At 31.6% G+C, this 23,767-nt stretch carries 22 protein-coding genes and 2 pseudogenes; 5 read left to right on the top strand and 19 right to left on the bottom strand.

Translation table 11 applies throughout. The annotated features are described in order from the left end of the window. Positions 1-10 precede the first annotated feature (10 nt). From hutH to ACFVR2_RS22300, 3 genes are all read right to left on the bottom strand, one after another. Positions 11-1,519 (bottom strand): histidine ammonia-lyase, encoded by a 1,509-nt coding sequence (hutH, locus tag ACFVR2_RS22310; protein WP_387366946.1) that lies wholly within the window; start codon positions 1,517-1,519, stop codon positions 11-13. Positions 1,520-1,626: 107 nt separating this feature from the next. Continuing rightward, positions 1,627-2,058 (bottom strand): histidine utilization transcription antiterminator HutP, encoded by a 432-nt coding sequence (gene hutP / locus ACFVR2_RS22305; protein ID WP_335413874.1) that lies wholly within the window; start codon positions 2,056-2,058, stop codon positions 1,627-1,629. Between the two features lie 235 nt (positions 2,059-2,293). Next, positions 2,294-2,728 carry a VOC family protein gene (locus ACFVR2_RS22300; RefSeq protein WP_387366943.1) on the bottom strand — a complete coding sequence of 145 codons (435 nt, stop codon included), beginning with the start codon at positions 2,726-2,728 and terminating at the stop codon, positions 2,294-2,296. A gap of 338 nt (positions 2,729-3,066) precedes the next feature. Between ACFVR2_RS22300 and ACFVR2_RS22295 the strand changes: the two genes are divergently transcribed. Continuing rightward, entirely contained in the window at positions 3,067-4,047 is a 981-nt protein-coding gene (locus tag ACFVR2_RS22295) for a glycine-rich domain-containing protein (protein WP_387366941.1), read from the top strand. Between the two features lie 105 nt (positions 4,048-4,152). Here ACFVR2_RS22295 and ACFVR2_RS22290 read toward each other — a convergent pair whose 3' ends face one another. The 8 genes from ACFVR2_RS22290 to ACFVR2_RS22255 all read right to left on the bottom strand — a co-directional run bounded on the left by ACFVR2_RS22290 (position 4,153) and on the right by ACFVR2_RS22255 (position 11,796). Next, a complete protein-coding gene (locus tag ACFVR2_RS22290) occupies positions 4,153-4,563 on the bottom strand; it encodes a phosphate-starvation-inducible protein PsiE (RefSeq protein ID WP_387366938.1) in 411 nt (136 codons plus the stop codon). Positions 4,564-4,649: 86 nt separating this feature from the next. Further along, entirely contained in the window at positions 4,650-4,994 is a 345-nt protein-coding gene (locus tag ACFVR2_RS22285) for a Na-translocating system protein MpsC family protein (RefSeq protein ID WP_097977583.1), read from the bottom strand. 390 nt (positions 4,995-5,384) lie between these two features. Next, positions 5,385-6,119 carry an SIMPL domain-containing protein gene (locus tag ACFVR2_RS22280; protein WP_387366934.1) on the bottom strand — a complete coding sequence of 245 codons (735 nt, stop codon included), beginning with the start codon at positions 6,117-6,119 and terminating at the stop codon, positions 5,385-5,387. Positions 6,120-6,812: 693 nt separating this feature from the next. Continuing rightward, positions 6,813-7,784: a DUF4822 domain-containing protein gene (locus tag ACFVR2_RS22275; RefSeq protein ID WP_387366931.1), complete on the bottom strand. Its 972-nt coding sequence runs from the start codon at positions 7,782-7,784 to the stop codon at positions 6,813-6,815. 76 nt (positions 7,785-7,860) lie between these two features. Continuing rightward, the gene (locus ACFVR2_RS22270) at positions 7,861-8,535 is read right to left on the bottom strand and encodes an ankyrin repeat domain-containing protein (protein WP_387366928.1); all 675 of its coding nucleotides are present in this window, start codon (positions 8,533-8,535) and stop codon (positions 7,861-7,863) included. A 426-nt stretch (positions 8,536-8,961) separates the two neighbouring features. After that, positions 8,962-9,504 (bottom strand): RNA 2'-phosphotransferase, encoded by a 543-nt coding sequence (locus ACFVR2_RS22265; protein WP_387366925.1) that lies wholly within the window; start codon positions 9,502-9,504, stop codon positions 8,962-8,964. Positions 9,505-9,664: 160 nt separating this feature from the next. After that, positions 9,665-10,351, bottom strand: a complete 687-nt coding sequence (locus tag ACFVR2_RS22260; RefSeq protein ID WP_387366922.1) for a response regulator transcription factor — start codon at positions 10,349-10,351, stop codon at positions 9,665-9,667. Beyond that, positions 10,348-11,796 carry a sensor histidine kinase gene (locus tag ACFVR2_RS22255; protein WP_387366919.1) on the bottom strand — a complete coding sequence of 483 codons (1,449 nt, stop codon included), beginning with the start codon at positions 11,794-11,796 and terminating at the stop codon, positions 10,348-10,350. Before ACFVR2_RS22255 ends, ACFVR2_RS22260 begins: the two co-directional genes overlap by 4 nt. 328 nt (positions 11,797-12,124) lie before the next feature. Between ACFVR2_RS22255 and ACFVR2_RS22250 the strand changes: the two genes are divergently transcribed. Next, the gene (locus ACFVR2_RS22250; RefSeq protein WP_387366916.1) at positions 12,125-12,595 is read left to right on the top strand and encodes a nuclease-related domain-containing protein; all 471 of its coding nucleotides are present in this window, start codon (positions 12,125-12,127) and stop codon (positions 12,593-12,595) included. 476 nt (positions 12,596-13,071) lie between these two features. Here the strand turns inward: ACFVR2_RS22250 and ACFVR2_RS22245 are convergent, their stop codons facing one another. The 6 genes and pseudogenes from ACFVR2_RS22245 to ACFVR2_RS22220 all read right to left on the bottom strand — a co-directional run bounded on the left by ACFVR2_RS22245 (position 13,072) and on the right by ACFVR2_RS22220 (position 19,611). Continuing rightward, positions 13,072-13,821, bottom strand: a complete 750-nt coding sequence (locus ACFVR2_RS22245; RefSeq protein ID WP_387366913.1) for a hypothetical protein — start codon at positions 13,819-13,821, stop codon at positions 13,072-13,074. 189 nt (positions 13,822-14,010) lie between these two features. Continuing rightward, on the bottom strand, positions 14,011-15,144 hold the full coding sequence (gene tnpB, locus ACFVR2_RS22240; RefSeq protein WP_387366910.1) for an IS200/IS605 family element RNA-guided endonuclease TnpB: 1,134 nt from the start codon (positions 15,142-15,144) through the stop codon (positions 14,011-14,013). 34 nt (positions 15,145-15,178) lie between these two features. After that, a pseudogene (locus ACFVR2_RS22235) lies at positions 15,179-15,295 on the bottom strand (transposase); the annotation flags it as partial. Positions 15,296-16,031: 736 nt separating this feature from the next. Then, entirely contained in the window at positions 16,032-16,442 is a 411-nt protein-coding gene (locus ACFVR2_RS22230) for a hypothetical protein (RefSeq protein WP_387366907.1), read from the bottom strand. Positions 16,443-16,495: 53 nt separating this feature from the next. Further along, the gene (gene ltrA, locus ACFVR2_RS22225; protein WP_387366904.1) at positions 16,496-17,476 is read right to left on the bottom strand and encodes a group II intron reverse transcriptase/maturase; all 981 of its coding nucleotides are present in this window, start codon (positions 17,474-17,476) and stop codon (positions 16,496-16,498) included. Positions 17,477-18,141: 665 nt separating this feature from the next. Then, complete coding sequence (locus tag ACFVR2_RS22220) at positions 18,142-19,611, bottom strand: long-chain-fatty-acid--CoA ligase (protein WP_387366901.1); 1,470 nt, start codon at positions 19,609-19,611, stop codon at positions 18,142-18,144. Positions 19,612-19,857: 246 nt separating this feature from the next. On the opposite strand from ACFVR2_RS22220, the gene ACFVR2_RS22215 reads away from it, so the two are divergent. The 3 genes and pseudogenes from ACFVR2_RS22215 (at position 19,858) to ACFVR2_RS22205 (ending at position 22,103) form a co-directional block, all read left to right on the top strand. After that, positions 19,858-20,937 (top strand): site-2 protease family protein, encoded by a 1,080-nt coding sequence (locus ACFVR2_RS22215; protein ID WP_387366898.1) that lies wholly within the window; start codon positions 19,858-19,860, stop codon positions 20,935-20,937. Positions 20,938-21,275: 338 nt separating this feature from the next. After that, positions 21,276-21,452, top strand: coding sequence for a hypothetical protein (locus tag ACFVR2_RS22210; RefSeq protein ID WP_387366896.1), 177 nt, complete (start codon positions 21,276-21,278; stop codon positions 21,450-21,452). 27 nt (positions 21,453-21,479) lie between these two features. Continuing rightward, positions 21,480-22,103 (top strand): annotated as a pseudogene (locus tag ACFVR2_RS22205) (nucleoside/nucleotide kinase family protein). A gap of 271 nt (positions 22,104-22,374) precedes the next feature. Here the strand turns inward: ACFVR2_RS22205 and ACFVR2_RS22200 are convergent. Next, complete coding sequence (locus ACFVR2_RS22200) at positions 22,375-22,812, bottom strand: VOC family protein (protein ID WP_387366893.1); 438 nt, start codon at positions 22,810-22,812, stop codon at positions 22,375-22,377. A gap of 108 nt (positions 22,813-22,920) precedes the next feature. Then, the gene (locus ACFVR2_RS22195; protein WP_387366890.1) at positions 22,921-23,667 is read right to left on the bottom strand and encodes a VanZ family protein; all 747 of its coding nucleotides are present in this window, start codon (positions 23,665-23,667) and stop codon (positions 22,921-22,923) included. Positions 23,668-23,767: the final 100 nt, after the last annotated feature.

The following is a 23,767-nucleotide window of genomic DNA, read 5'->3' as shown; positions in this document are numbered from 1 at the left end:
CCACCTCTTCTTATATTTGTGTTTGTTTTGTATAGTTTTTTGCTATGAAATTTTCTTTTAAATAAGTTGTTAATTTTTCAATGTCTTTCGAGAATACGCGATCTCTAGTAATTGATGGAACTGTTTTACGAGCATCTTCCATAAACTTTCTTGTTGTTTCAGACATTTTGTCAATTCCTTTATATTCAACACCTTGCATTGCACAAATACATTCGATTGCTAAAACTCTTCTAGCATTTTGAAGAATTTGGTATGCATGACGTGCACCGATTGTACCCATACTTACATGGTCTTCTTGGTTTGCTGAAGAAGGAATTGAGTCAACACTTGCTGGATGTGCTAATGTTTTATTTTCAGAAACTAAAGCAGCCGCCACGTATTGCATAATCATTGCACCAGATTGTAATCCTGGTTCTGGACTTAAAAATGGTGGTAAATCATTTAATTGTGGGTTTACTAAACGTTCGATACGTCTTTCTGAAATATTCGCTAACTCAGCAACACCTAATTTAAAGAAGTCCATTGCAAATGCGATTGGTTGACCATGGAAATTCCCACCAGAGAATACATCATCTCCAAATAATAATGGATTATCAGTAGCTGCATTCATTTCGATTTCTAACTTCTCTTTTGCATAGTTCAGTACTTGCCAGCTTGCTCCATGAACTTGAGGAATACATCTTAATGTATAAGCGTCTTGAACTCGGATTTCACCTTGTCTAGTCGTTAATTGGCTTGTTGCTAAAATATTGCGGTAACGTTCTGCTACTTCAATTTGTTCTTTATATCCACGAGCAATATGAATTCTTTCATCAAAAACATCTGTAATGCCATTTAATGCTTCAAATGTAATAGAAGAAATTAATTCACTTTGATAAGCTAATTCTTCACCTTCAAGATAAGTAAGAATACCCATTGCTGTCATTGCTTGTGTACCATTAATTAAAGCTAAACCTTCTTTAGCTTCTAGAGTAATTGGTAAAATTCCTTCTTTCGCTAAAGCTTCTGCTGTTTCCATACGTTTTCCTTTATAGAAAACTTCACCTTCACCAAGTAAAACTAAAGCTAAGTGAGATAAAGGAGCTAAGTCTCCGCTTGCACCTAATGATCCTTGAGATGGGATAACTGGGTGAATTTGAGCATTAATTAATGAAAGTAATTTTTCAACTACTACTAAACGTACACCAGAATGACCTTTTAACATTGTATTTGCACGAAGTACTAACATCGCCCTTGAAACTAATTCAGGGAATGGTTCACCAACACCACATGCATGAGAAGCTATTAAGTTATATTGAAGTGTTGAAACATTTTCTTTTTCAATTAATACATCACTAAATTTTCCAAAACCTGTTGTGATACCATAAACGACTTTGCCATTATTTACGATTTCTTCAACCTTTTCTCTACATGCTTTTACTGCAACTAAGCTATCTTCACTCGCTTTTACATATGCCATTTCGAATAAAATACTTTTCATTTGTTCCATTGTTAAGCTATTACCAGTTAAAGTTACCATTAAAAAACACCTCCGAATTTTGTCAAAAAAAACACAGAAAGAGGCTATGAGACGTAAATAGTAACTTACGAATCATAGCCCCCTATCATCTAATAAACTATGGGCGATTATATGTGATTAATGCCAAGTCCTGCTGATTCATGCTCCGATCCTTTAATTGGAGCACCAATCGTTCCGTATAATGCAACTGCAATCCAGTCACCTTCGTTCACGTTTTTATAAGGTTTACCTCGAACAACAGCAAATCTAAGTCCCACTGTTCTTAGAACATCACCTAATTGAACATGACCTCTTGTTACGCCTTGAATTGCTTCAAGTGTGGCATGATATAATGAATGAACTTCTCTATATAGAGCTCCATTAATTACACCATTTTGTTTGGCAGCGGTTTCAATCGCAGCAACGACCTTTTGAGCATCCATTGTACCGACTTTACCTACACACCATACAAGGTTTTCATTTTTCATTAATTCTTCTTCTTGATCAGTCAAAGCAAGCATCATAGCTGTTCGACCAATTCGTTGACTTTGCTCTGCCATTTCGCTAATACCTCTTACTTACTTTCTCTAATAAACTAGTATCTAATTACATTATATGCCAACAATTAGTAAACTTCAATATTTTCAGATTATTATTTTTAAAAAATATTTTTTTATTGAAACTTGCGGAAATATTCAAAACATTCACTGATAAATTATTATTTAAGAAAACTTGTCCATTTGTCATCTTTTAATTACTTGTTGAATAACAGAAAAAGGGATAATTCGCCGATTATTAAGATTTTTTTCTTAACACTAGCTGCCAAGAAACACCAAAACAATCAGTCACCCATGTAACCTTACTAAAATCATTCATTTCTACTGGCCCCATAAGTACTTTCCCATCACTCTTCAAGCCACCAAAAATTAAATCAAACTCCACATCGTCATTGCATTCTAAATAAAAGGAAACAGCCCAAGTAAAATCAGGACAATGTTCTTTTTCCATATCCAAAACCATAAAAGACTGCCCTAAAATTTCAATTATGCCATTCATGATTTTCCCCTCTACACCTCGATCATCTTTCGTAAATCTTCGAAGAGAAACGAGTTTTGAATTTGGAAAAGTACGAACATAATAATTCATTGCTTCCTCCGCATTCCCGCTAAACGTAAGAAATGGAATAATCCTTTGCCCTGTTACGACCGGTATTACTTGTTCTTTTGTCATCTTTAAAACCCTCCAAACAATTTGTAATTACCTAAAAAACAAACCAGTTCGAAATCATCTATTTCCGCTGGAGATTTAGCTTTTAAAAAATGTAAATAATAAATAGATTGTACCATATTTTTACAACATCAAAAAACTTCGCAGCTAATTGAAATAAATGCGAAGTTAATAAAGGATGATCATACTATTAATGATATAACCGTCTGCCAATTGGATCCCTGTCCCCTAATCTTATACAGGATGTTAAAATCCAAAGTATTTCCTTATTTTAACAATTTTGTTTTTTGTTTATTTTTTAATTATATAATTGAACTAAAAATAAATAAAAGGAGGTTTATATGAAAAAGTTTTTCGGAAGATTTTTTAAAAAGAATTTAAAAAATGATAATGCATTTTATAACAATCTTTATAATCAGTTTAATCAAAACGACTTAATGGTAAATTCTAACTTAGCTAATTTATCGTTGGTTTCTAGACTAGAAAACGCATGGAAAATGGGATTCCTAGCTGATGTTAAAGAAAGAGTTATGGAAAAAGAAGGTTGGAGCAATGCAAAGTATACCTTTATTGAGAAAGAGTTGAAACGCTTTTTCTTAATGGCAGCCATCTTTGAAAACGTTCCAATGTATAGTCAAGAAGTAGATAAAATCTGGCACGAAATGATTTTATTTACGAAAAGTTATCAAAACTTCTGTCAGTCTTTTTGTGGTGAAATGATACACCATGAACCAAATATTCATAAAGATGATTTAACCATTACGGATGTAGCTGATGCTAGAGCTGTTTACAATTTGTTTTACAAAACTCTGTTTGAAACGACTTCTGTAAATACCTATATTTTAGGAAATCTAAATGTTTATTATAAAAATACTAAGGTACTAGAATATTTATCGAGCAAAACAATCCAAACAATAAGTTTTGTATCTCGTATTAATTCACAAACTAAAAATAAGGTTTTAGAAGAGTTTGCTAGAATTCAAAAAAATTTAGTAGAAATAGAAAATGAAGAAAAAAGAACTAAGGCACTTAAAAATACAACAAAATTACCTAAACACCAATCACCAAAATCTTACCCAAGTTCAGCTAATCGTTCTTCTTCTAGCAAAAAATCAGATGATAGCCATTTTAATTCAACATTTTTAGCTACAAATTCTTTTTTTGCATTAAATGAAAGTTCAAATGATTGTTCAAGCAAGAGTGATAGTCAACATCATAACTCGCACTCTTCATGCTCTAGTTCATCACATTCTTCATGTTCTAGCAGTTCTCACTCTTCTTGTTCAAGTTCAAGTTGTTCAAGTTCTGGTTGTTCAAGTTGATCTATTGATACTGTCATCCAAGTTAATCTACTTTAACTCAACCTTAAGGTTGGGTTAAACTGCTTTATTTTTAGTAAACTTTTTTTGCTCCTATTTAGAGTCGATTTATCCATTTCTCGTTTCCCCAAAAGGTAAAATAATATAGCTAATTGTAAGGACTAAAATGATAATAGCTAACCAAAAATTATGATCCGATTCACCATTATTTACAATAATAAATCGGATCGTAGCTGTAATCCCAATATAAAGAAGATATCGTATTGGAAAATGATAGTTTTCTTTGAAATATTGAACAATAATCGAAATAAATCCAAAATATAAGAAAAATATTAAAACTTTGCCAAAAATTTGATGAACATTTTTATTTCCTAATAAAACATCGTTAAAAATATAATAAAGCTCTCTAAAAAGAAAGTACGCAAGAATCAAACTTAGAAAAAATAAAGATATATTTAATACAGTTTGATAAAGTTTGATCAGCATTTTTCGGTTTTTAAACCAGCTCGTTCCAAGCATTTGTCTCCCCCATTTATTCCCTATAAAAAGATTCTTTATTTGATTTTGTTGACACGAAAGTTTAACACTAAGCATTTTCGCTTCTTCTATATAATATTTCGATCGAATACAAAAACCGAAATGCCTATATTTTCTTCAACTTTCATATCTGAAAATAGATGGACTAATTTTGCGCCCACAAGTTCTTCTAAACCTTCGGGTGGGTTATTTAAGTACAATTCTTGAATCATTTTTGTTCGTGCAGTATGAACCATTTCTGCCCCGTTCATAGTTCCGGAAATAAATTTTTCAGTTGGAGTCAAATTACCATATAATGTTGAAACGGCCATGTTTTCAACAAACACTGTATGAATTCGCTCCGGACCTTTTCCAAACAAATCTTTCCGAAGTTTTCTCATCATATCATTAAATTCATGTATTTTTTTTGACATTACTTATTCGCCTCAATTTCAATTTTTAAATGTTATAGCTTATCTTTGCACAGTATTCTTTAACCTATTTACTCAGACTAAGAAATACTGTTTTAGTTTCTATTTCGTTTCTCACAACTTCATTTCACTTCCCAACTTTTTGGAAAAAAAAAATTCCACCAGGAAGACAATTAGCCCATTCAGAGGCTTTCTGTCTTCTTGGTGGAATAGTTAATTAGCAAAAAATTTACTAAAATACCAATCCAATTTAAGTTAAATGAATTTAGTAGATCCATAACAAATACATTATCACGTTTCCATATCATCCGGATTTATTATATCTCTATCTGTTTAAATAAACAATCATAATGTTAATTTTATATATTTCTGTCTAATTTAAATTTTAAACAATTAATAACTAACATAATTAAACATTGCCTGCACTGAAGCAGTTATTTTTATTTGTCCCTCTTGAATTGGTGTTGTTGGACCACTGAATGCTGCTGCAGTCATTGTTAATGAGGACATCGGACGGACAATTTGAATACCTTCTTCAGCCAACCAGATAGGTATGTTATTAATCGATAACCCTAGCGACTTTGCGATGTTTTCTGCATTCGTTTTTGCATTTAACGTAGCCTTTTGTAGTGCTTCTCCGTAATACGGATCGGGATTTGATACTTCGAATGTAAGATTCCGTACTTCATTTGCTCCATTTTCAACTGCAACGTCAATCACTTTCCCTACATTTGCAAGATCCTTCACGATTACTTTAAAAATATGACTCACACGATAGCCCTTAAAAATTTGCTGTGAATCTTGGTAATCAACAATTCGATCGATTGTATATGAATTTGTTTCAATTTCGTCTTGTTTAATTCCAATTCCTTTTAATGCTTCTATAATTTTATTCGAAATGATTGCATTCTCTGATTGAGCTGTTTGTACTTTCATATTTTCTACTACTGAGCCTAATAGTACAAACGACTGGTCGGGCTTTACATATACTTCACCTTTTCCTGACGCTTTAATCGTATAATTACTATTCATATTGTGTGATCGGAAAGCACTTTGATATTGAGGGGTTGAATAATCATACCGCATACCTGTTAAGTTATAATTACTTAATGGATAAATCTTCCTCACATCCTTTTAAGACTAAAAATATTGTATTTGTGCCAATTTATTTTATGTTTAAAGACCTATTTCTGTGAATAATGAATCACGAGAATATTCAGATTATGTACACATTTCGAGCGGACAAAAAAAGCCTGTAAACTTTGGGAACACCCTTTAGTCTACAAGCTTTAACAATTTAATTTTCAGTCGAAGATATATGGATTACCACTGATGTTTTTTCTCATTTCATCAGTTATTTTATGTTTAGTTCATCCAAATCATCATTAGTTTGTTCTTTTGGCTTTCCTGTTTCTAATGGTACTTCATATACCGGTACGCTATCATCGTAATATGTAGTATTATTTTCCATGTTAATTCCCCTTTTCAAATAATAGATTAGAAGTTAGTAAGACATTAATATGTATTTGCTTAAATCTATCCACACTTTAATTAAACAAGATAAAAGCTTTAATTACTATTGGGGGAAATTAACTAATTTTATCCTGAAAAGAATTCTAAAATAACCAAATTTTGGTTACTTTCTGGTGGAAAGTCCAATAAATTCAATAAAAGTGTATTGGGGGAATTTTTAAAAAATACTAAAAAAATATTATTAAAACCATAAATAATCTTAGTAACATTTTCAAATATTACTAAGATTATTTAATGACCTTTAAAAAAAGAATGGATTTCTCCATTCCTCTTTTGAATATTCGTTTTTTAGAAACTAAATACTGGTTTAAAATCACCTTTATAAGGTTCATGCTCAACAAATACAGTTATATCCTTACCATCTTTGTCTTTACCTGTTCTTTTGTAAGTAAATTTATTATTGTTAAGCTCAGTCAGTTCAAGAACAGCACCATACTTATTTGTTCCGATTGAAACATGTGCTCTAATTTTATTTTCGTGGGCAATATCGAAATATCCGTAGTCACCACGGCTTTTACCTGTTTCAAGATTGAAAAACTCATATTTATTAGTGTATCCATCAAATTTCGCAAGACTAATAAAATTCGTATTATATTTCGTTACGTCATTCCCATTTTCATCCATTACTTTTGTACCGTTCCAAAGTGTTTTACCTAAAATTTTATCACCATCAACGTTTTTTACAATCTCGCCTGTTTTAGAGTCTAATTTTTTATCAGGATCTGTAAAAGAAAGCTCTTTTGCTTTATAAGGAACATGTTCTACATACACTTCTACATCGTTACCGTTTGCATCTTTTCCCATTCTTTTATAAGTAAATACGTTTTTATTTAGTTTTGTCATATCGACTACAGCTTGGTAATTCATTGATTCAGAAATTAAAATTCGTTTTTTACCATCATTTGTAATAAAAAATGTTCCTTTATCCCCACGACTTTGACCTGTTTTTGCATCAAAAAATTCGTATCTACCCGATTTTGCATCATATTTAGCAAGACCAATAAAATTTGCATTTTCTTTTGTTAAGTCATGATGATTTTTATCATAAACTCTAGTACCTTGCCAATTAGTACTACTTAAAATTTTAGCCATTTCCTGCCCTTTTGTTAATTTGTTCTTTACTTTTTTGGGAGCTTTGTATACTCTTTCTTGCTTTTGTTTACCATGCTCTACTTGTGCGTTAGCAGCAGTATTATAACCTGTTACTACTAGAGATACTCCGAGTAATATTGATGAAATTGTTTTTGTTTTTTTAATCATTTTAATTGTCTCCTCAAATTTTTTTTCGTTATTTATATAATCTCCAATTATTCATACAATTGGTCATGGACTTTAATTATCTAGCACCTGCTTTTAGCAAAATCTCTTCAATCTCTTTAAAACCTCTCTCACGTGCATGCTGTAAAGGGCTAACATTTTCACGATCAGACAAATTTACATCTGCTCCGTTATCAATAAGCAATTGCACTGTTTGCTGTTGTTTTTTATTCCCATCGTTCAAAATAATTGCTTCTAAAAGGGCCGTCCATCCTAAATTATTAACATGATTAACATCAATCTCGGTATTAGTAAGAAGTTCATTGACGACATCTACATATCCATGTTCTGAAGCGGGAATCAATGCTGTTCCTCCATACCTGTTCGTAATTGTTGGATCAGCACCAGCTTTTATTGTAAGTTTTAGAATATCAATAAAGCCTTCAGCACCAGCATATAAAAAGGGATTGTTTTTCATATGATCTCTAATATTGACATCCGCTCCAGCTTCAATCAGTACTTTTGCAGTTTTGAAATCGTTATGATAAGTTGCAATCATTGTGGCAGTTTGTCCATTAGAATTCTGTGCATTAATATTCGCACCATTCTCAATCAACTTCTTTACGAAATCAGTTTCTCCTCGTTTAGCTGCTTGAAATAACTGTTCGTTCACTTTTTCTTCCCCCTTAGCAAATGAGGAACATCCATTTAGCAAAAGTATGCAGCTGATTATTACTGCAAGTAACTTCCACATAAAGTACAACGTCCTCCTTTTCCATTACAAAACAACATGAAAATATCATTATATTCCTGGGAAATTTCCCTCCAATCATTTTCATTAGTTAGACCTTAGTTCGTCTGAAATCTATGTTAATCCTTAAATGAAAACTCCTTCTAAACAAATTATTAAAAAAGTATAAAATTTTTAATAATATTTCTTTATAGGTTGCTTTAATGAATTGATATGTATTTTTTTGAAATAAAAAATGACTGTCAAGTAGACAGTCATACAAAATAAATTGAATGAAATGAAGCAATATCCTATTTGTAAAATAATATAAACTATTTTACAGACACAAGCTTAGACATTTCATACACAAGGATAATTGATTTACAAATATTTTTCTTTGTTAAAATTAACAAACTATTACTAGTTCATTTACTACAATGTTAAAAAATTTCAATTTTTAATAATATATTTAGGTGAAATATAATCAGACAACCACACTTCATTGTCAGCATAAAAAAATTTAACACCATTCTCATAGGCATTTTTAGCATCTATCTTTAAAATTACTAATTCTCCCCTACGCTTTCCAGCCAGTGTCGCGAATTCAACCCCTTCAGATAAATGAACATAATTACGTCCCATTGGTTTTATTCCTTCATTGAGAATTAGTTCTTCAACTTTTTTATTTGTACCATGATATAGAATCTCAGGTGGTTTTTTCGGCTGATATGTTATTTTAGTTTTCGAGTGCCCATAATTCGCTTTAATTCTACCATCATTTATTGTGTATCGCTGTTTTGAACAATTCTTTACAACCTGTGTAATATTTTCTACAGTGACACCGCCCCAGTTTATTTGACTATTTATTGCGTCAACCAATTCTCGTATCGTACATGTCCCATCTTCTTTTAAATTCAACCCAAATTTTAAAGGGTCATGTCTTAAAATTTTACTCATAAATTTACTTAGTTTTTCTTCATCTTTTTGATTCATTTTTATTTCTCTACCCCTATTATTCAATTATTTTTATCTATAAAATTCTACATTAATTATTTCATTCCTTTTACTAACAAACTACTTTATAGTAAAGTTACAAGGCAAATAACAACATAAAATAAAAAAACCGCCACAAAGTGAGGGTTTTTAAATGTTGCTATACATTAAATCGATATCCCGCTCCCCAAACTGTTTCCAAAAACTTAGGGTTTGTAGGATCTCTTTCTATCTTTTCACGTAATCTACTAATATGGACAGTTACCGTTGAAACGTCTGCAGCTGATTCGAGGCCCCAAACCTTTTCATAAATCTGTTCTTTACTTAATACCTGGTTCGGATTCATTACAAAAAATACCATTAAATCAAATTCTTTCGTCGTAAATGGTACTTCTACTTCGTTAATAAAAACTTTACGAGCTGATCGGTCGATTGAAATACCATGTACGAAAATTGTTTTTGAAACGGTATTGTTCCCTGCCAATCTTTCATATCGCGATAAATGTGCCTTTACTCTTGCTACTAGTTCACTTGGACTAAATGGTTTTGTAATGTAATCGTCTGCACCTAAACCAAGACCTCTAATTTTATCAATATCCTCTTTTTTAGCAGATACAAATAAAATAGGAATGTTTTTGACTGCACGTAGTTCTTTACAAATTTCAAAACCATTTTTTCCTGGAAGCATGATATCCAAAATGATTAAATCATAATTGCCTTTTAGTGCATGTTGAAGTCCTTCATCGCCATTATGTTGAATATCAACACGAAAATCATTTATTTCTAAATAATCTCTTTGTAATTCTGCAATGCTTATATCATCTTCAATCAGTAATATTTCTTTCAATTTTTCTCACCTTTCTTTAAGGTAAAGAATATACTTGTCCCTTTACCAATTTCACTAGATGTCCAGATTTCCCCACCGTGCTCTTCAATAATTTGCTTTGCGATTGCAAGACCTAACCCGCTACCGCCAGTTTGAGAATTTCTTGATTGTTCTGCACGGTAAAAACGTTCAAAAATAAAGGGTAGTGCTTTAGGATCGATACCTTGCCCATTATCCGTTACTTGTACAATAAATTCATTTAATTGCTCATGTAATGAAAACGAAATTTTCTTTTCTTCTTTGTTCATATATTTCACACAATTGCTTACTAAGTTTGACAATACTCTTTTTAATTTTTCTCGATCCGCATTCACATTGATTGATTTATTCAATAGACTTACCTCTATATTTATGCCTTGCTGAAGTAAATCCAAATAAATTTCTTCGACGTAAGACTCAATATACTTATTAATCTCGACTGTTTCAAAATGAAATGGTTCTTTTTTTAAATCAAGCTTGGAAAATAAGAAGAGTTCATCAATTAATGAATCCATATCCTTTGCTTTAGAATAAACGGTCGATAAATATTTTTCCATTTTCTCAGGTGTATTTGCTACACCATCTTTTATCCCTTCCACATATCCAATGATTGAAGTGATCGGTGTTTTTAGATCATGTGAAATATTGGACAAAAGCTCTTTACGATTTTCCTCATATTGAATTTGGAGATTAATCGATTCTTTTAATTTTATTCTCATTTCCTCAAATGCCTTATTTAATTCACCAATTTCATCATTTGAATTCGTATCAATTTCGAAATTCAAATCACCAATTTTAATTTTTTCCGCTCCTTTTTTAAGCTTAGAAATTGGCTTAATGATGCTACGTGAAACTAAATAATTTAGCATGCCAATAATCACGATAAATAAAAAAAGCAATAATCCTAGTAAAATTGGAAACAGATTTCGTATAACCTCAGTATATGAGCTTGCTTTCTTTAAGACAAAAATACTACCTTGGCTTTGATTTGGAAAATAAAAATCAAATTTCACATACGTAAAAAACAAATCATTTATTTTAATCGTATCACGAGTATTAATATTCGTAGCCTCAAACCCAGGAAGAGCCTGTTTCAATGCTTTTTTATCAATAGACGGGGAAGCGTACTCAACATTTTTTCCTTTTCTAACTACGATGCCGATATTTTTTTGCTCAATCCTTTTAATTTCCTGCTTATTAAGTAATTGAATTGGATTATGTTTAGCAAGTAACTTCAGATCAAGAAACACACTTTCTTCAACTGTAGTCAAAGGTTTTTGTACATAAGTCTTTTTGTAAAGATTTTCTACTGACTTTACATCTCCTGTTATAGCAAAAATAATTAAAAAACCTGCTGCCAATAATAATGTGATTGAAAAAAGAATCACCCCAATATATGACAACAGAAACCTCATTTTAATTGACATTTCTTTCACTCACTCAGTTATTAGATTTTAATCAGACCATTTTTTATTCTTAGCATGTAATCTACTTTCGTAAACTTCACATTCAAAAATAAATGACCATTTTCTTTTGAAATTAAGTGAACTATATCATATAAATCTTAAAAAAGTGTAAATTTTTTGTGAAATAAGTCTAAACACCACTTATATTTTATATCTATTTTCCCATCAAAATTGATATTCATTTCGGTCGTTATAATTAAGTTTTTCATAACAAATTCGAAAAATAGTAAAAAGTCATCAAATTATCATGATTGTTAATATGTAATAATAGATTGAAAGGATGTGAAATATGAAAAATCAAAAAGAACGATTAGAATCAAAGGATTTAAGGATTTATCAAATATTAAATGCAAGGAGCAAACTATCTGATGAGGATTTAGCATACTTATCCTATCTAGAAACAGGGTTCATACGTGAAAAGAAATTTGATGAATGGACTTCAAAACTATCAGATAACTGGCTTTTTCTTAACGATTTATTGTTCGAATGTTACAGATCCGAATTCCAAATTGATTCGATTGGTATAAACGGAGAAACCATCTATTTATTTGAAGTGAAAATTTTGAAGAAGATTATTAATTATATAGAAGGAGATCGCTGGTATAAACCTCCAAAAACCGAAATAAAAAATCCTTACGAACAACTTAAAAGAACCGAATCCATGTTACGAAAATTACTAAATGAACACAAACTTCATTTTAAAATAAAACCTCATTTAGTTTTTGTAAACTCCGAATTTTTTTATACAATGCCCCCATGAACCTACCCATTATTTTTCCATCACAATTAAATCGCTTAATAAACGAATTAAACATGCAACATTTCAAATTAAATGTTAATCATTTTCGACTTGCGGAAGTATTATTAGTCTTTTAGTTTTTTAACTTAGTTTTAATAATTTTCATATTGACTACTTTATGAAAATAAAAAGGTAAAAAATCACAAAAAGATGGTTTTTGTTGTTTTTTGTAAGATTTTTCAAGCTAGAAATTGTGGGATTTGTAGGAATTCATTTCAAATTACATGATTTTTTTTATTAAAAACATTCTTCCAAAACAAAAAGCTATACTTCAAAAAGAAGTATAGCTTCATAGATTTGCACTAAGAAATTAGATTAATCTAGTCATATTCTCATAAAATCAGTTTAATGTACTAATAATCTCGGTTAACGTTTTACCATTAGTATTTTGTTTAAAAATACACCTCTTTTAAAGAAATGCATTGCATGATTATTTTTTAATGAAAGAGGATTCGATCATATTTGATTTCCTTACTAAGTGTTTCCCCATCTTTTTCAATAGGAATATAGCAAATTACCATACCACCTATCGTTTTTTCATTTGGAATATTAAAATGAATCATCGTTTTTGCGCTTTTCCAAACATCAATTGTTGTTGGTAGTGCAACAAGATCATCCTGCCGATCGTAATTTCCTGCTATTATTCCACTGTTTTCATTCTTTATTCCATCAAACGTACATAGCTCTACTCCAGTATAATCTGTTTTGAATGATACATTGTAATAAGTATTTTTTTTATCTTTCCATCTCTCTATTTCAAAATCGTGATTTTTTGTATTCGTTAACAACATTTCATCCATGTGTTCAATAGTTGATTCTTTTTTTGTAATTGCTTCATTATTAAGTTTGAATTTATATTCACCAGATGCTTTATAACCATCCATTTCGACAACATAAATACCGCTTCTTTGTATATTAAAAGAACCTTGATATTTTGCCTTCTTTTTAATTGAAGTTGTGAAAACAATATCTCTCGTTTTTTTATTATAGATAAATAAATCCACATAACCTTTATTGACAATAAATGAATAATCAACATAGTACACGTCCCCTTTATGTGCACTAAATGAAGTTAATTTTTCATAATCATCCAATTCAAAAGAGTTGTCATTAGATGATTGCATCGTACAACTTGACAATAATACTAATATTAAACTTGCATACACAATAAACATTTTCACTCTCATTTTCTATCCCCTTTGTTTAATGACTAACTTTATAGTCACTTGAACTACTCACCACTTAACACCCTTTTAGGTTGTTTGAAGTAGGAGATTCTTGGGAACAGAGCATACTTGCTAGTGTATTTCTTTGCCAGCAGAGGTTTCTCTTATTTGCCAAGCTATCCCCGTAGATTCCTACGGTTCTTTGATTAATTATACCAAAGCCAATGCTCGTAAGCCTTCAGCTAGAATATTTTTACTGGCATTTATGTCTCGATCGTGATGTTCGTGACAAAAGGAGCAGGTCCATTCCCTAATTTCAAGAGGTTTCTTACCATCTTGGTGCCCACAATCGGAACATATTTGGCTGGATGGAAACCAATTACTCACTTTCATGATTGTTTTTCCGTACCACGTAGCTTTGTATTCTAATTTCGTAACAAAAGCAGACCATGATACATCAGAAATCGATTTGGCTAATTTGCGATTACGTAGCATTCCTTTCGTATTCAAGGTTTCAATACAGATTAGATCGTGGTTTTTGATAATTTCTGTACTCAACTTGTTAAGGAAATCGTCACGCTGATTCAATACTCTTTCGTGTAATCTAGCGACTTTTCGTTTTTGTTTCTGATAGTTTTTTGCATCTAAAAGGTTAATCCCATTCTGTTTAGCATGTAACGCACGTCTTGAAAGTTTTCGCTGTTCACGTTTTAGTTTCTTTTCCATTTTGGCAGTAAACTTATTGTTGTCAATCTTGCGACCGTCAGAAAAAATGGCAAAATCAGTAATGCCTAAGTCGATACCAATCGATGATTCAGCTTTCACCAGTGGTAGTACGTCTACTTCTGCAAGAATGGATACAAAGTATTTTTCACTTGGATTTCTTCTAACGGTAGCACTCAGAACACGACCATGTACTTCGCGACTTTTAGCAAAGCGAACAAGACCAAGTTTAGGAAGTTTCATTTTGTTTCCGACAACGGCAATATTTCCGTTTGTTTCTTTTGTTGTATAGGATTGAACTCGATTCTTTTTAGACTTAAAGCGTGGTGCGTTATTCTGCTTTTTGAAGAATCGTGAATACGAATCTGCGAGGTTTTTCAGTGAGGATTGAAGAGCAATACTGTCAACTTCTTTGAGCCATAATAATTCTTTTTTCAGCTTTGTTAATTCAGCAGAACAAAAATTGTACGTTAATCCTTTGCCAGTTTCTTTGTATGTGTCGTTCCATTGTCCTAAAAAGTGATTGAATACAAAACGACTACATCCAATCGTTTTGGCGATTAGTGTTTCCTGTTCTCTAGTTGGATAGATACGGAATTTATATGCTTTATTCACTAACATTGTTTTCACCTCACTTCATTCCTTGATTTTTAATCTATTTCTTAACTACATTGATAGGAGAACCACCAGTAGTTAGTAAGCAAAAACTTCTTGACCAAAACATTTCTTCCCATAGCTTTTTTCTAATTTGTGGAAAGGCACGTTTGATCATGATAATTGCTTTCTAATTTCACTTTAATATCAGCCTTTCTTTTATTTAAGACTGAGCATATCATTGAGTTATGAAGCAGAAAACAAAAAAGCCTTTAGACTTACGCACGCCTAACCGACATTCATCTCCCACCTATTCCTGGTATTATCAGACCTTCACGTAATTGAGGAAGGAGTCTTCCTGTCGGATAATGATAAAGATAAAAAGGCAACAAATTCATCACCTCTTACCGATGGTCTATGACCGTCTGGTATGATCAAATATGTTTCGTCTAGTTCTTTTTTTGTTAAATTTGGAAATTTATCTTTCAATCCGATTTGTTTTGCAGAAATATATCCATCTTGCTATACTATTACACACAGTTAAAAAGGAAAGCGATAATATATTAAAAATAGTGAATTCATTTTCTTATTCATTATTATGCCTTCGTTATTTAAATGATAATTGATTCCATTGAATTCATCTTTTCTAGCATTTTGGACAGAAAGTATATTCCTACTAAATCTTACCAAAAATGAGCATTATTTAGTTCGTAGTAATGTGTCAAATATACAACATTTAGACTATATCATTTTCTTAATTTCGCAGGACTATTTACTAGTTTGGTTTTGGAGAAGACAATAGCCCAAATTTGCAAAAAAAAAGAAAGTAGGGAAATCTCTCACGAGACTTCCCCCTTATCAAACCGTACATGCCCTATTAAGGCATACGGCTTACCCATATGTTGTAATGATTATCATGAGGATGCATTCCAGGCGTTTTGCATCTTTTGGAGACGAAGATGGTTGTAATATTCTTCGCCTTTTTCTTTTGCTCTTTTAATTCTATTCTGTAACCTGCGTTTAGCTTTTATCTTCCATTCATTTAAATACTGTTCTTTTGTATAGCCATACGCTTTATTTAAGTACAGCCAGTAGGAGGGAATCAGATTAATCTTTAGAAAGAATGTGTTATTCCACAAACTTTTCATCTTCTCCCCTTTTCTTTGGGTTGGATGTTTATGAATAAACGCTACTCTCAGTCGCTTTCTTATGTATCCATCTAGATTTCGAAGCCTTTTTCTCGTCCATCTCGTTTTACAATGACTTGTCTGACCTAGTTCTTCATTAGCCTTAATCGCTTTGATGATCGTCACATAATAATTCACTTTACCACGTATAATTGGATTTACTCGATTAATCCACTCTTCTTTGTTCAGAGTTAATGTCTTTCGAGTCTTTTCTTTATTTTCAATCGAAAGTCTTTGATTGATTCTTCTTTAGGGGTTACATGAAATATAGGTTTATTATCTTTCTTATTCGGTCTCCAATGATGAAATGTAAAACCTAAGAAATCGAAATCGTCCTTCTCAAAGTTGACTACTCTAGTTTTCTCTTTTGAAATCTCTAGTCCTAATTCTTTCAACTTTTCTTTAGTTAAGGTCGCTGCTTTTTCGATTGATTCCTTTGATTTCGCAAATAAAAGAAAGTCGTCCGCATAACGAACGAAGCGAATACCGTTTAAATCCCATTCCCAATCCAATTCATTAAGGTATACATTCGCTAGTAAAGGAGAGATTACACCACCTTGAGGTGTCCCGTAATCAGAATGAATTAGTTTGCCTTCTTCCATATGACCAACCTTTAACCACTGTTCAATTAGACTTAGGACCGTTCGGTCCGAGACGTATTTCTTTAATACTCCAATTAGTTTCTTGTGTGGAATATTATCGAAGAAGCCTTTAATATCACAATCATAGATGTGGTTGTATCCTTGTTCGATGTTCCATAGAATAATCTGTAAAGCTCTTTGGACTCCTCGATTTGGTCGGTATCCTACCGACCAACTATGAAATAGAAGGTCTTCAAATTTTGGTTGGAGTACATTAACTAAACTCTGTTGGACAATTCGGTCTTCAATTGTCGGGATTCCCAAAGGTCGTTTCTTTCCATTTTTCTTAGGTATGTATACTCTTTTGACTGGTTGTGCTTTGTAGGTTTTCATTTTCAACTTTTCAAGTAGTGACAGTATATTTCTATCTAAGTTAGATTCATAACTTTCGATTGATTCTCCGTCAATACCACCTGTACCTTTGTTCGCTTTTACTTGTTCAAAACTTTGAGTTAATTTACGGTCGAATAATAATTGACCATAAACACTGTGTAATTTGAATTTCCACTCTTGATTCATTACGTATTCCATGCCTTTCCTTGATGTTCATCCAAACGGTTTTACCTCGGTAACTTGATTGTTAACATTCCATCTTGTCCATGACTTGGAGCCATAGGTCGTTCCCCTTCCGTTCATTCGATGTTATGGTCATCGAACTACTTCCGTACTATGAGAACATCTGACTTCTCCACCCGTTCGTCATCACTTCGGATTACCCTTATAGATTAGAACCCTGCCTGTTCGGTAAGGTGGAGACCTCACGGGGTCATCGCATTTTCCTTCAAGACATACCCTGCACCATCACGTTATAAGCCACATTTTCTCGCTCTGACTTCTAAAGAAAATGCCGTTTTAGTGGGTTTCCTCACTTTTCGCAGAGTCACCAACTTATCCCGCCGCCGTGCTTCACACTTCTTGCATTAGGGTCTATCTTATCGTCTACGGGTCTCTCGATTTACCGCATCTCCTTCAGACAATACCTCGCGATAATGCCCTAGATTAGACTTCTCGAGCTAGGTCAGTCTCCTCGAGTATGGATTTTCACCATCTGGAATTCATAATTTTATCCTTCATCCAGTCGTTACACCGAAGTGTCGTCTCTGTCTAGAAAAGAAAATGAAGGGTGCCGACTAGGTCAGCACCCTATGCGACTGCCCGTCGCACAAAAAGACCATTTAATTGATTGGTCTCCAAATTTATTTAAGATTTCTTTTTAAAACTTTCCCAGTACTATTTTTAGGTAGTTCTTTTACAAAATAAATTTCCTTAGGAACTTTATAATAAACAAGTGCTTTTTTGCAAAAATCAATGATCTCACTTTCTGAAAGTGAATCATTTGAAACGACTAAATAAGCACATACACTCTCACCTATTAATTGATTAGGTTTTCCGACAACCGCTGCTTCGATAATATTAGGATGCTGATAAAGGCGCTCTTCTATTTCTCTAGGGTAAACATTATATCCGTTCGTTATAATAACATCTTTTTTTCGATCTAATAAAAATAAATATCCATCTTCATCTTTTTTACCTAGATCACCCGTTTTAAACCAACCATTAAAAAATGCTTTTTCAGTTTCTTCTATATTATTTAAATACCCACTCATCACGTTTGGTCCAATCGCAACAACTTCTCCTACTTCGCCAGTTGGAACTTCTTCTCCATTTTCATTTACTATTTTTGTCTCAACACTAGGTAGATCAAGACCAACTGATCCTGGTTTACAAATACCACGATATGGATTAAAAGTAAGTACTGGAGCTGTTTCAGATAATCCATAACCTTCCACTATAGACACATTGTATTTTTCTTGGATCGACTGTAATAATTCGATTGGTATAGATGCCCCACCAGAAATACATGCTCTCAAACTACTAAAATCGTTTGCTGTCGCATTTTTTAATTGATATAGATAATTATAAATCGTCGGTACTGCAGCAATTAAAGTAGCTTTTTCTTTTTTTATTACCTCAACTAATTCAGCTGGATTAAACTTCGGAATGATGATCGTTGATGCTCCATTTAACAAAATCATATTTACACATAATGTTAAGCAAAATGAATGAAACATTGGAAGGACCGCGATCATTTGATCATTTTCGCTTAATTCGATTAATTTAGAAAAATCATTTGCATTTTCAATTAAATTAGAATGAGACAACCTTGCACCTTTAGGATTGCCAGTTGTTCCTGATGTATACAGAATAACAGCCGTATCATCTTTAAGGGTTTCAATTTCTTCTAATTGATTTTTTATTTTCACTGTCGGTTGTATTTCATCTATTAAAATAATATTTAATAATGTAGGACACAGATTTTTAACACTTTTAAGTTTTTTCTCCTGTTCACTAGTTGAAATTACAAGTTTTGTAGAAGAGTCATTTAAAATATAGCTAAGTTCACTTTCCGTAAAAGCTGGATTTAACGGAATTACGATTGCACCGAGTTTTAATATTGCTAAATAAGTTTGAATAAACTCAGGAGAATTTCCTAATAAAATCGCAATTTTATCTCCTTTTCCAATCTTATTTTTAATTAAAACTTGAGTCAGATATTCACAAGATGAAATGAGTTCTTCATAATTCGTTGTATTACCGTTGTATTTATATGCTATGTTTTTCCTTTTATTTTCCGCTACTTCTTTGATGATTCCATATATATTCATTACTTTATCAATCCTTAGTTAATTTCGTTGTTAGTATTTCATCCATTTAAATATTCTTGAAAACACAAAAGTTAGAAAGAGATCTTTCTAACGATCAATTGGACTAATCTATATTCATATTTAAATCTTAATTTTTCTTTTAAATTCAATAAAAGTACCGACTTTAGTCCTTATATTCTATTAGTTTATAATGATATAATTTTAATACTACATAATCATATCATAATTAGCGAGCAGGTGAAATGAATGGCACAACCAATAATCAATAGTAAAACGAAAAAATCGTTAACAAGAATTGGTGTAGTAATCGCAATAATAGGTACTAAATTAAAGCTAGTATTACCGTTATTAAAAGCTGCAAAATTTTTATCTTTCTTAAGCATGATCTTATATTTATTTGTATACGGATTTACATTTGGATGGTATTTTGCTTTCGCTCTTGTTTACTTATTAATTTGTCATGAAGGTGGGCATTTAATTGCTGCGAAACAAAAAGGTCTACCAACTTCACCAGCATTTTTTATTCCTTTTGTCGGGGCGGTTATTTCACTTAAAGAAATGCCAAAAGATGCTGTAACGGAATCTTATGTAGCGTTTGGTGGTCCGTTTTTAGGATTAATTTCAGTTTTACCAGCAATTCCTCTCTATCATTACACACATAATGAATTTTTCGGATTAGTAATTGCTTTAGGCTGTATACTTAATTTGTTTAACTTAATTCCGATTTCTCCTTTAGATGGAGGGCGAATTTTAAGTGTTTTACCTCCAATTTTTTGGTTTATCGGAATTATGATGATGCTAGTATATTTATTTTATCAACCTAACTTTATCGCATTTTATATTATTATTTTAGGTATTACTACATTCATTAAACGAATTCGAGAAGCTTACCAGTTAAAGGTAATTAAAGAAAAAATAAAACTATATGAACATACAATTAAACAATTTCAATTTAGGATTTTTAATGACTATTCTGATCGTACGATTGTAAAACGTTTCTTTTTCCCATTTTTTGAAGATAATAAGAAATTAGAATTAGAAATTCATAAGGAACGTCTTGAAATAAACTATCTAATTCGATCTGTTCGAGCACGCCTCCATGAACCAGACTTAGACTGGAGAACTTATATTGATGAAAAGATTCAAGAAATTAAGCATAAAAAGGTGGCACCTTTGCTGAAACAACAGGAAACATTAGAAACTTATTATGTTTCTAGTAATCGTAAAAAATGGCAAATTTTTATTGCCTATATCATTTTAGCGAGTAGTTTAGCTTTACTTGGATTTTGGAGTTTTCGTTTAATTGAACATGTTTTAGGTAGATAAAAGAAAAAGAACCTATTTTGAAAATACCATTCAGGATAGGTTCTTTTCTTTTAATAGTTTAATATTATTTGCTTTTATGTATGCTCGCTTGCTATTCTTACTGTTTTTATTTACCAAGGGGGTTTTGAAGAATAGTAAAGGCCTAAGGAAACAATTAATAATATGCCGTTGTTAGAGCTAAATGGTAGTTTAATTCAATAAAGGTAGAGGAATTTTGTGGCAAAATATGGAATAACTTTAAAAAAGATAGAACTGAATGATTTTTATTTTACATACTTTTTTGTGTAAATTTGAGTTTTGTTTATATTACATTTAAAAATGGCAGGAGGTATACAACAATGTTTGGATATGTAATTTTGGGATTTGTTATTTTAATAATTGCATTTGGTTTCTTTATGGAAAAGAAGTTTGGAACTGGCTCTCCAAATAAAAGTGATAATCAAACATTAAATGAAGAAATTGGGAGAGAATCAACAAATCCTAATAATTCGAATAATATTAATGGACCATATTAAAAAGTGCTTCGCTAAACAGGAGGATTTATGTTAAGGAGCAAACTAATTTCTGATTTGGTAAATAAAATATTGTGCTTAAAAATAAATCATCCAATTCGAGTAGGAGTTAGTGGTATCACAGCATCTGGTAAGACAACAATTGCTAATGAAATTGCTGAGGAACTTAAACGTAGGAAAAAGAACGTGATTAGAACTAGTATAGATAATTTTCATAACCCGAGAGAGATTCGTTAAAAACTCGGGAAGGATTCTGCTTTAGGTTATTATGAGTCTGCGCATGATTACGAGTCTTTTAAGCAAAAACTTTTAATTCCTTTAAGACCAAATGGCAACCTACATTATCAAACAACTTCCTTCGACTTGCTTAAGGATGAGTATGTTAATTCAGATTTAAGAGTTGCAACCAATGATATGATTTTTATAATAGATGGAACATTTTTATTTAAGAGGGATTTATGTGACCTGTACGATTTTAAAATATTCGTAGATACCGAATTCGAAATTGCTAGAAAAGGAGGAGCAATCCGTGAAGAACGAGCATTCGGAAGCTTTGAAAAAGCTGAAGAAATGTTTATTAAAAGGTATCATGCAGCTTCGAAACTCTATTTGGATCAACACTCACCTCAACTTAATGCCAATGTAATCTTTTAAAATAATGATTTAAATAATCCGAGTTTCATATCTAAATAATAAATTGCTGTCTTAACTCATTAATAATAACTTCCTAAAAAATAAAATTGTACCGCCTCTTATGACTAAATAAATCTACTAAAGGCTATCTATCTAGACATCCTTTTTTATTTTTGGCTCAATAAAAAAATCGACTAAATAGCCGATCATGTTGTTCTACTATTGCACCCGATAGTTTAAGAAGAAATCTTTAAAGTTAGGGATCTAAATCATTTAAAGTACCATTCAATATTTAACTGATTTTCTCCGCTAACTCTAAAATAATCCCCTCTGGACCACGAACGTAGCATAACCTATAACTTTCTTCATATTGCTGTATCTCACTAAAGATTTCGTTGCCCTTCTCTTTCAATCTTGCAACAATAGCATCAATATCTTCAACAGCAAAGCAAATATGTCGGATACCTAGCGTATTTGCAAAAGGTTTCTGAATATCTGTTTCATCTGACGGCGTATAAAATTTGACTAATTCTATCCATGTCTTACCATCTGGCATTCCTAATCCTACACATGCCGTTTTAACATCTTTAAGCCCGACTATTTTGTCTAACTGTTTTCCATCCAATTCCCATTCCGCGTGCACTTCAAGTCCTAAATCAAGAAAAAACGCTTTAGCCTCTGAAAGATCATTTACGTTTATACTTACATGATCAATTCTATTGATTTTCATATCTTATACCTCCTATGTTCCTGTTATTTTCAATATCCGTGTCGTTTAAGGTTTGTTTGATATTCTAATTCCCTTAAAACAGAAAATATCCTTCTTCAACTACTTTAATTAAATATCAAGATGATTTGATCGGCTAAATACTTTTTTTGTCTTACCCAAAAATAGAATTAAAAGTTTATAGATGAGATAACCTATGATAGTCCCAATTACATTACAAATAACATCGTCAATGTCTATTATCCTTCCTAAACCAACTCCGAAAAAATTTTCTAAAAATTGTAAACTTTCAATACTAAGGGAAACAATCAATCCGATCATTAAAATTTTTTTAAGTCTCTTGCAATCTTTCCATATTACAGGGACAAGGAAACCCAGAGGCATAAACATCACTATATTGCCTCCTACATTTCTTACAATCAGCTTAATCATAAAAAATGTGTCACCACTATATGCAATTCCTACTTCATTAATATCTCTCATTATTGAGATAAGAGGTATGTAGTTTATAGACCAGTATGGAAATTGAAAGTTCCCATGTGGAGTTATGTATAAAGGGAACAATGTCACTGAAAAAACCATAAGTGAATATAAAACAAGCAAAAGTCCTATTATTTCTTTATACCAATCAAAAGTCTTTTTGTTTTTCATTTTTAGTACAAAAATAATTGCTCTTAAAATTAAATAGCACAAAATTACAAAAACTATAACTATTTCTCCAATAAATAATCTCAAACCAATCACCTTTTCCTTTGCTAATATACAAAATATCTGTTTGTAATATCGAATATTTTTATAATGGTAAAATATTCCTTTAAATAATTTCTCTTTAATAACTAAAAATCCCTTTTTTATCAAAAATCCTTATTGATACAGATAGGTAAGGGTTTGAAGTTATCGCTCCCTTTTCCCCCTGTTCACACCGTACGTGCGACTTTCACCGCATACGGCGTTCCAA

It is taken from the genome of Gottfriedia sp. NPDC057991 (assembly GCF_042886615.1).
Lineage (GTDB): Bacteria > Bacillota > Bacilli > Bacillales > Bacillaceae_G > Gottfriedia.
Note: the sequence above shows the minus strand (reverse complement) of the source record. Positions and strands in the feature narration are given on the sequence as shown.

What these genes read in the sequence shown, in the direction of transcription:
- ACFVR2_RS22270 (WP_387366928.1), bottom strand. Translation starts at nt 8,535, where the DNA reads ATGTGGAAGTTACTTGCAGTAATAATCAGCTGCATACTTTTGCTAAAT.
- ACFVR2_RS22250 (WP_387366916.1), top strand. Translation starts at nt 12,125, where the DNA reads ATGAAAAATCAAAAAGAACGATTAGAATCAAAGGATTTAAGGATTTAT.
- tnpB (WP_387366910.1), bottom strand. Translation starts at nt 15,144, where the DNA reads ATGTTAGTGAATAAAGCATATAAATTCCGTATCTATCCAACTAGAGAA.
- ACFVR2_RS22220 (WP_387366901.1), bottom strand. Translation starts at nt 19,611, where the DNA reads ATGAATATATATGGAATCATCAAAGAAGTAGCGGAAAATAAAAGGAAA.
- ltrA (WP_387366904.1), bottom strand. Translation starts at nt 17,476, where the DNA reads ATGGAATACGTAATGAATCAAGAGTGGAAATTCAAATTACACAGTGTT.
- ACFVR2_RS22200 (WP_387366893.1), bottom strand. Translation starts at nt 22,812, where the DNA reads ATGAAAATCAATAGAATTGATCATGTAAGTATAAACGTAAATGATCTT.
- ACFVR2_RS22245 (WP_387366913.1), bottom strand. Translation starts at nt 13,821, where the DNA reads ATGAGAGTGAAAATGTTTATTGTGTATGCAAGTTTAATATTAGTATTA.
- ACFVR2_RS22285 (WP_097977583.1), bottom strand. Translation starts at nt 4,994, where the DNA reads ATGTCAAAAAAAATACATGAATTTAATGATATGATGAGAAAACTTCGG.
- hutH (WP_387366946.1), bottom strand. Translation starts at nt 1,519, where the DNA reads ATGGTAACTTTAACTGGTAATAGCTTAACAATGGAACAAATGAAAAGT.
- ACFVR2_RS22255 (WP_387366919.1), bottom strand. Translation starts at nt 11,796, where the DNA reads ATGTCAATTAAAATGAGGTTTCTGTTGTCATATATTGGGGTGATTCTT.
- ACFVR2_RS22215 (WP_387366898.1), top strand. Translation starts at nt 19,858, where the DNA reads ATGGCACAACCAATAATCAATAGTAAAACGAAAAAATCGTTAACAAGA.
- ACFVR2_RS22300 (WP_387366943.1), bottom strand. Translation starts at nt 2,728, where the DNA reads ATGACAAAAGAACAAGTAATACCGGTCGTAACAGGGCAAAGGATTATT.
- ACFVR2_RS22290 (WP_387366938.1), bottom strand. Translation starts at nt 4,563, where the DNA reads ATGCTTGGAACGAGCTGGTTTAAAAACCGAAAAATGCTGATCAAACTT.
- ACFVR2_RS22275 (WP_387366931.1), bottom strand. Translation starts at nt 7,784, where the DNA reads ATGATTAAAAAAACAAAAACAATTTCATCAATATTACTCGGAGTATCT.
- ACFVR2_RS22295 (WP_387366941.1), top strand. Translation starts at nt 3,067, where the DNA reads ATGAAAAAGTTTTTCGGAAGATTTTTTAAAAAGAATTTAAAAAATGAT.
- ACFVR2_RS22210 (WP_387366896.1), top strand. Translation starts at nt 21,276, where the DNA reads ATGTTTGGATATGTAATTTTGGGATTTGTTATTTTAATAATTGCATTT.
- ACFVR2_RS22265 (WP_387366925.1), bottom strand. Translation starts at nt 9,504, where the DNA reads ATGAATCAAAAAGATGAAGAAAAACTAAGTAAATTTATGAGTAAAATT.
- hutP (WP_335413874.1), bottom strand. Translation starts at nt 2,058, where the DNA reads ATGGCAGAGCAAAGTCAACGAATTGGTCGAACAGCTATGATGCTTGCT.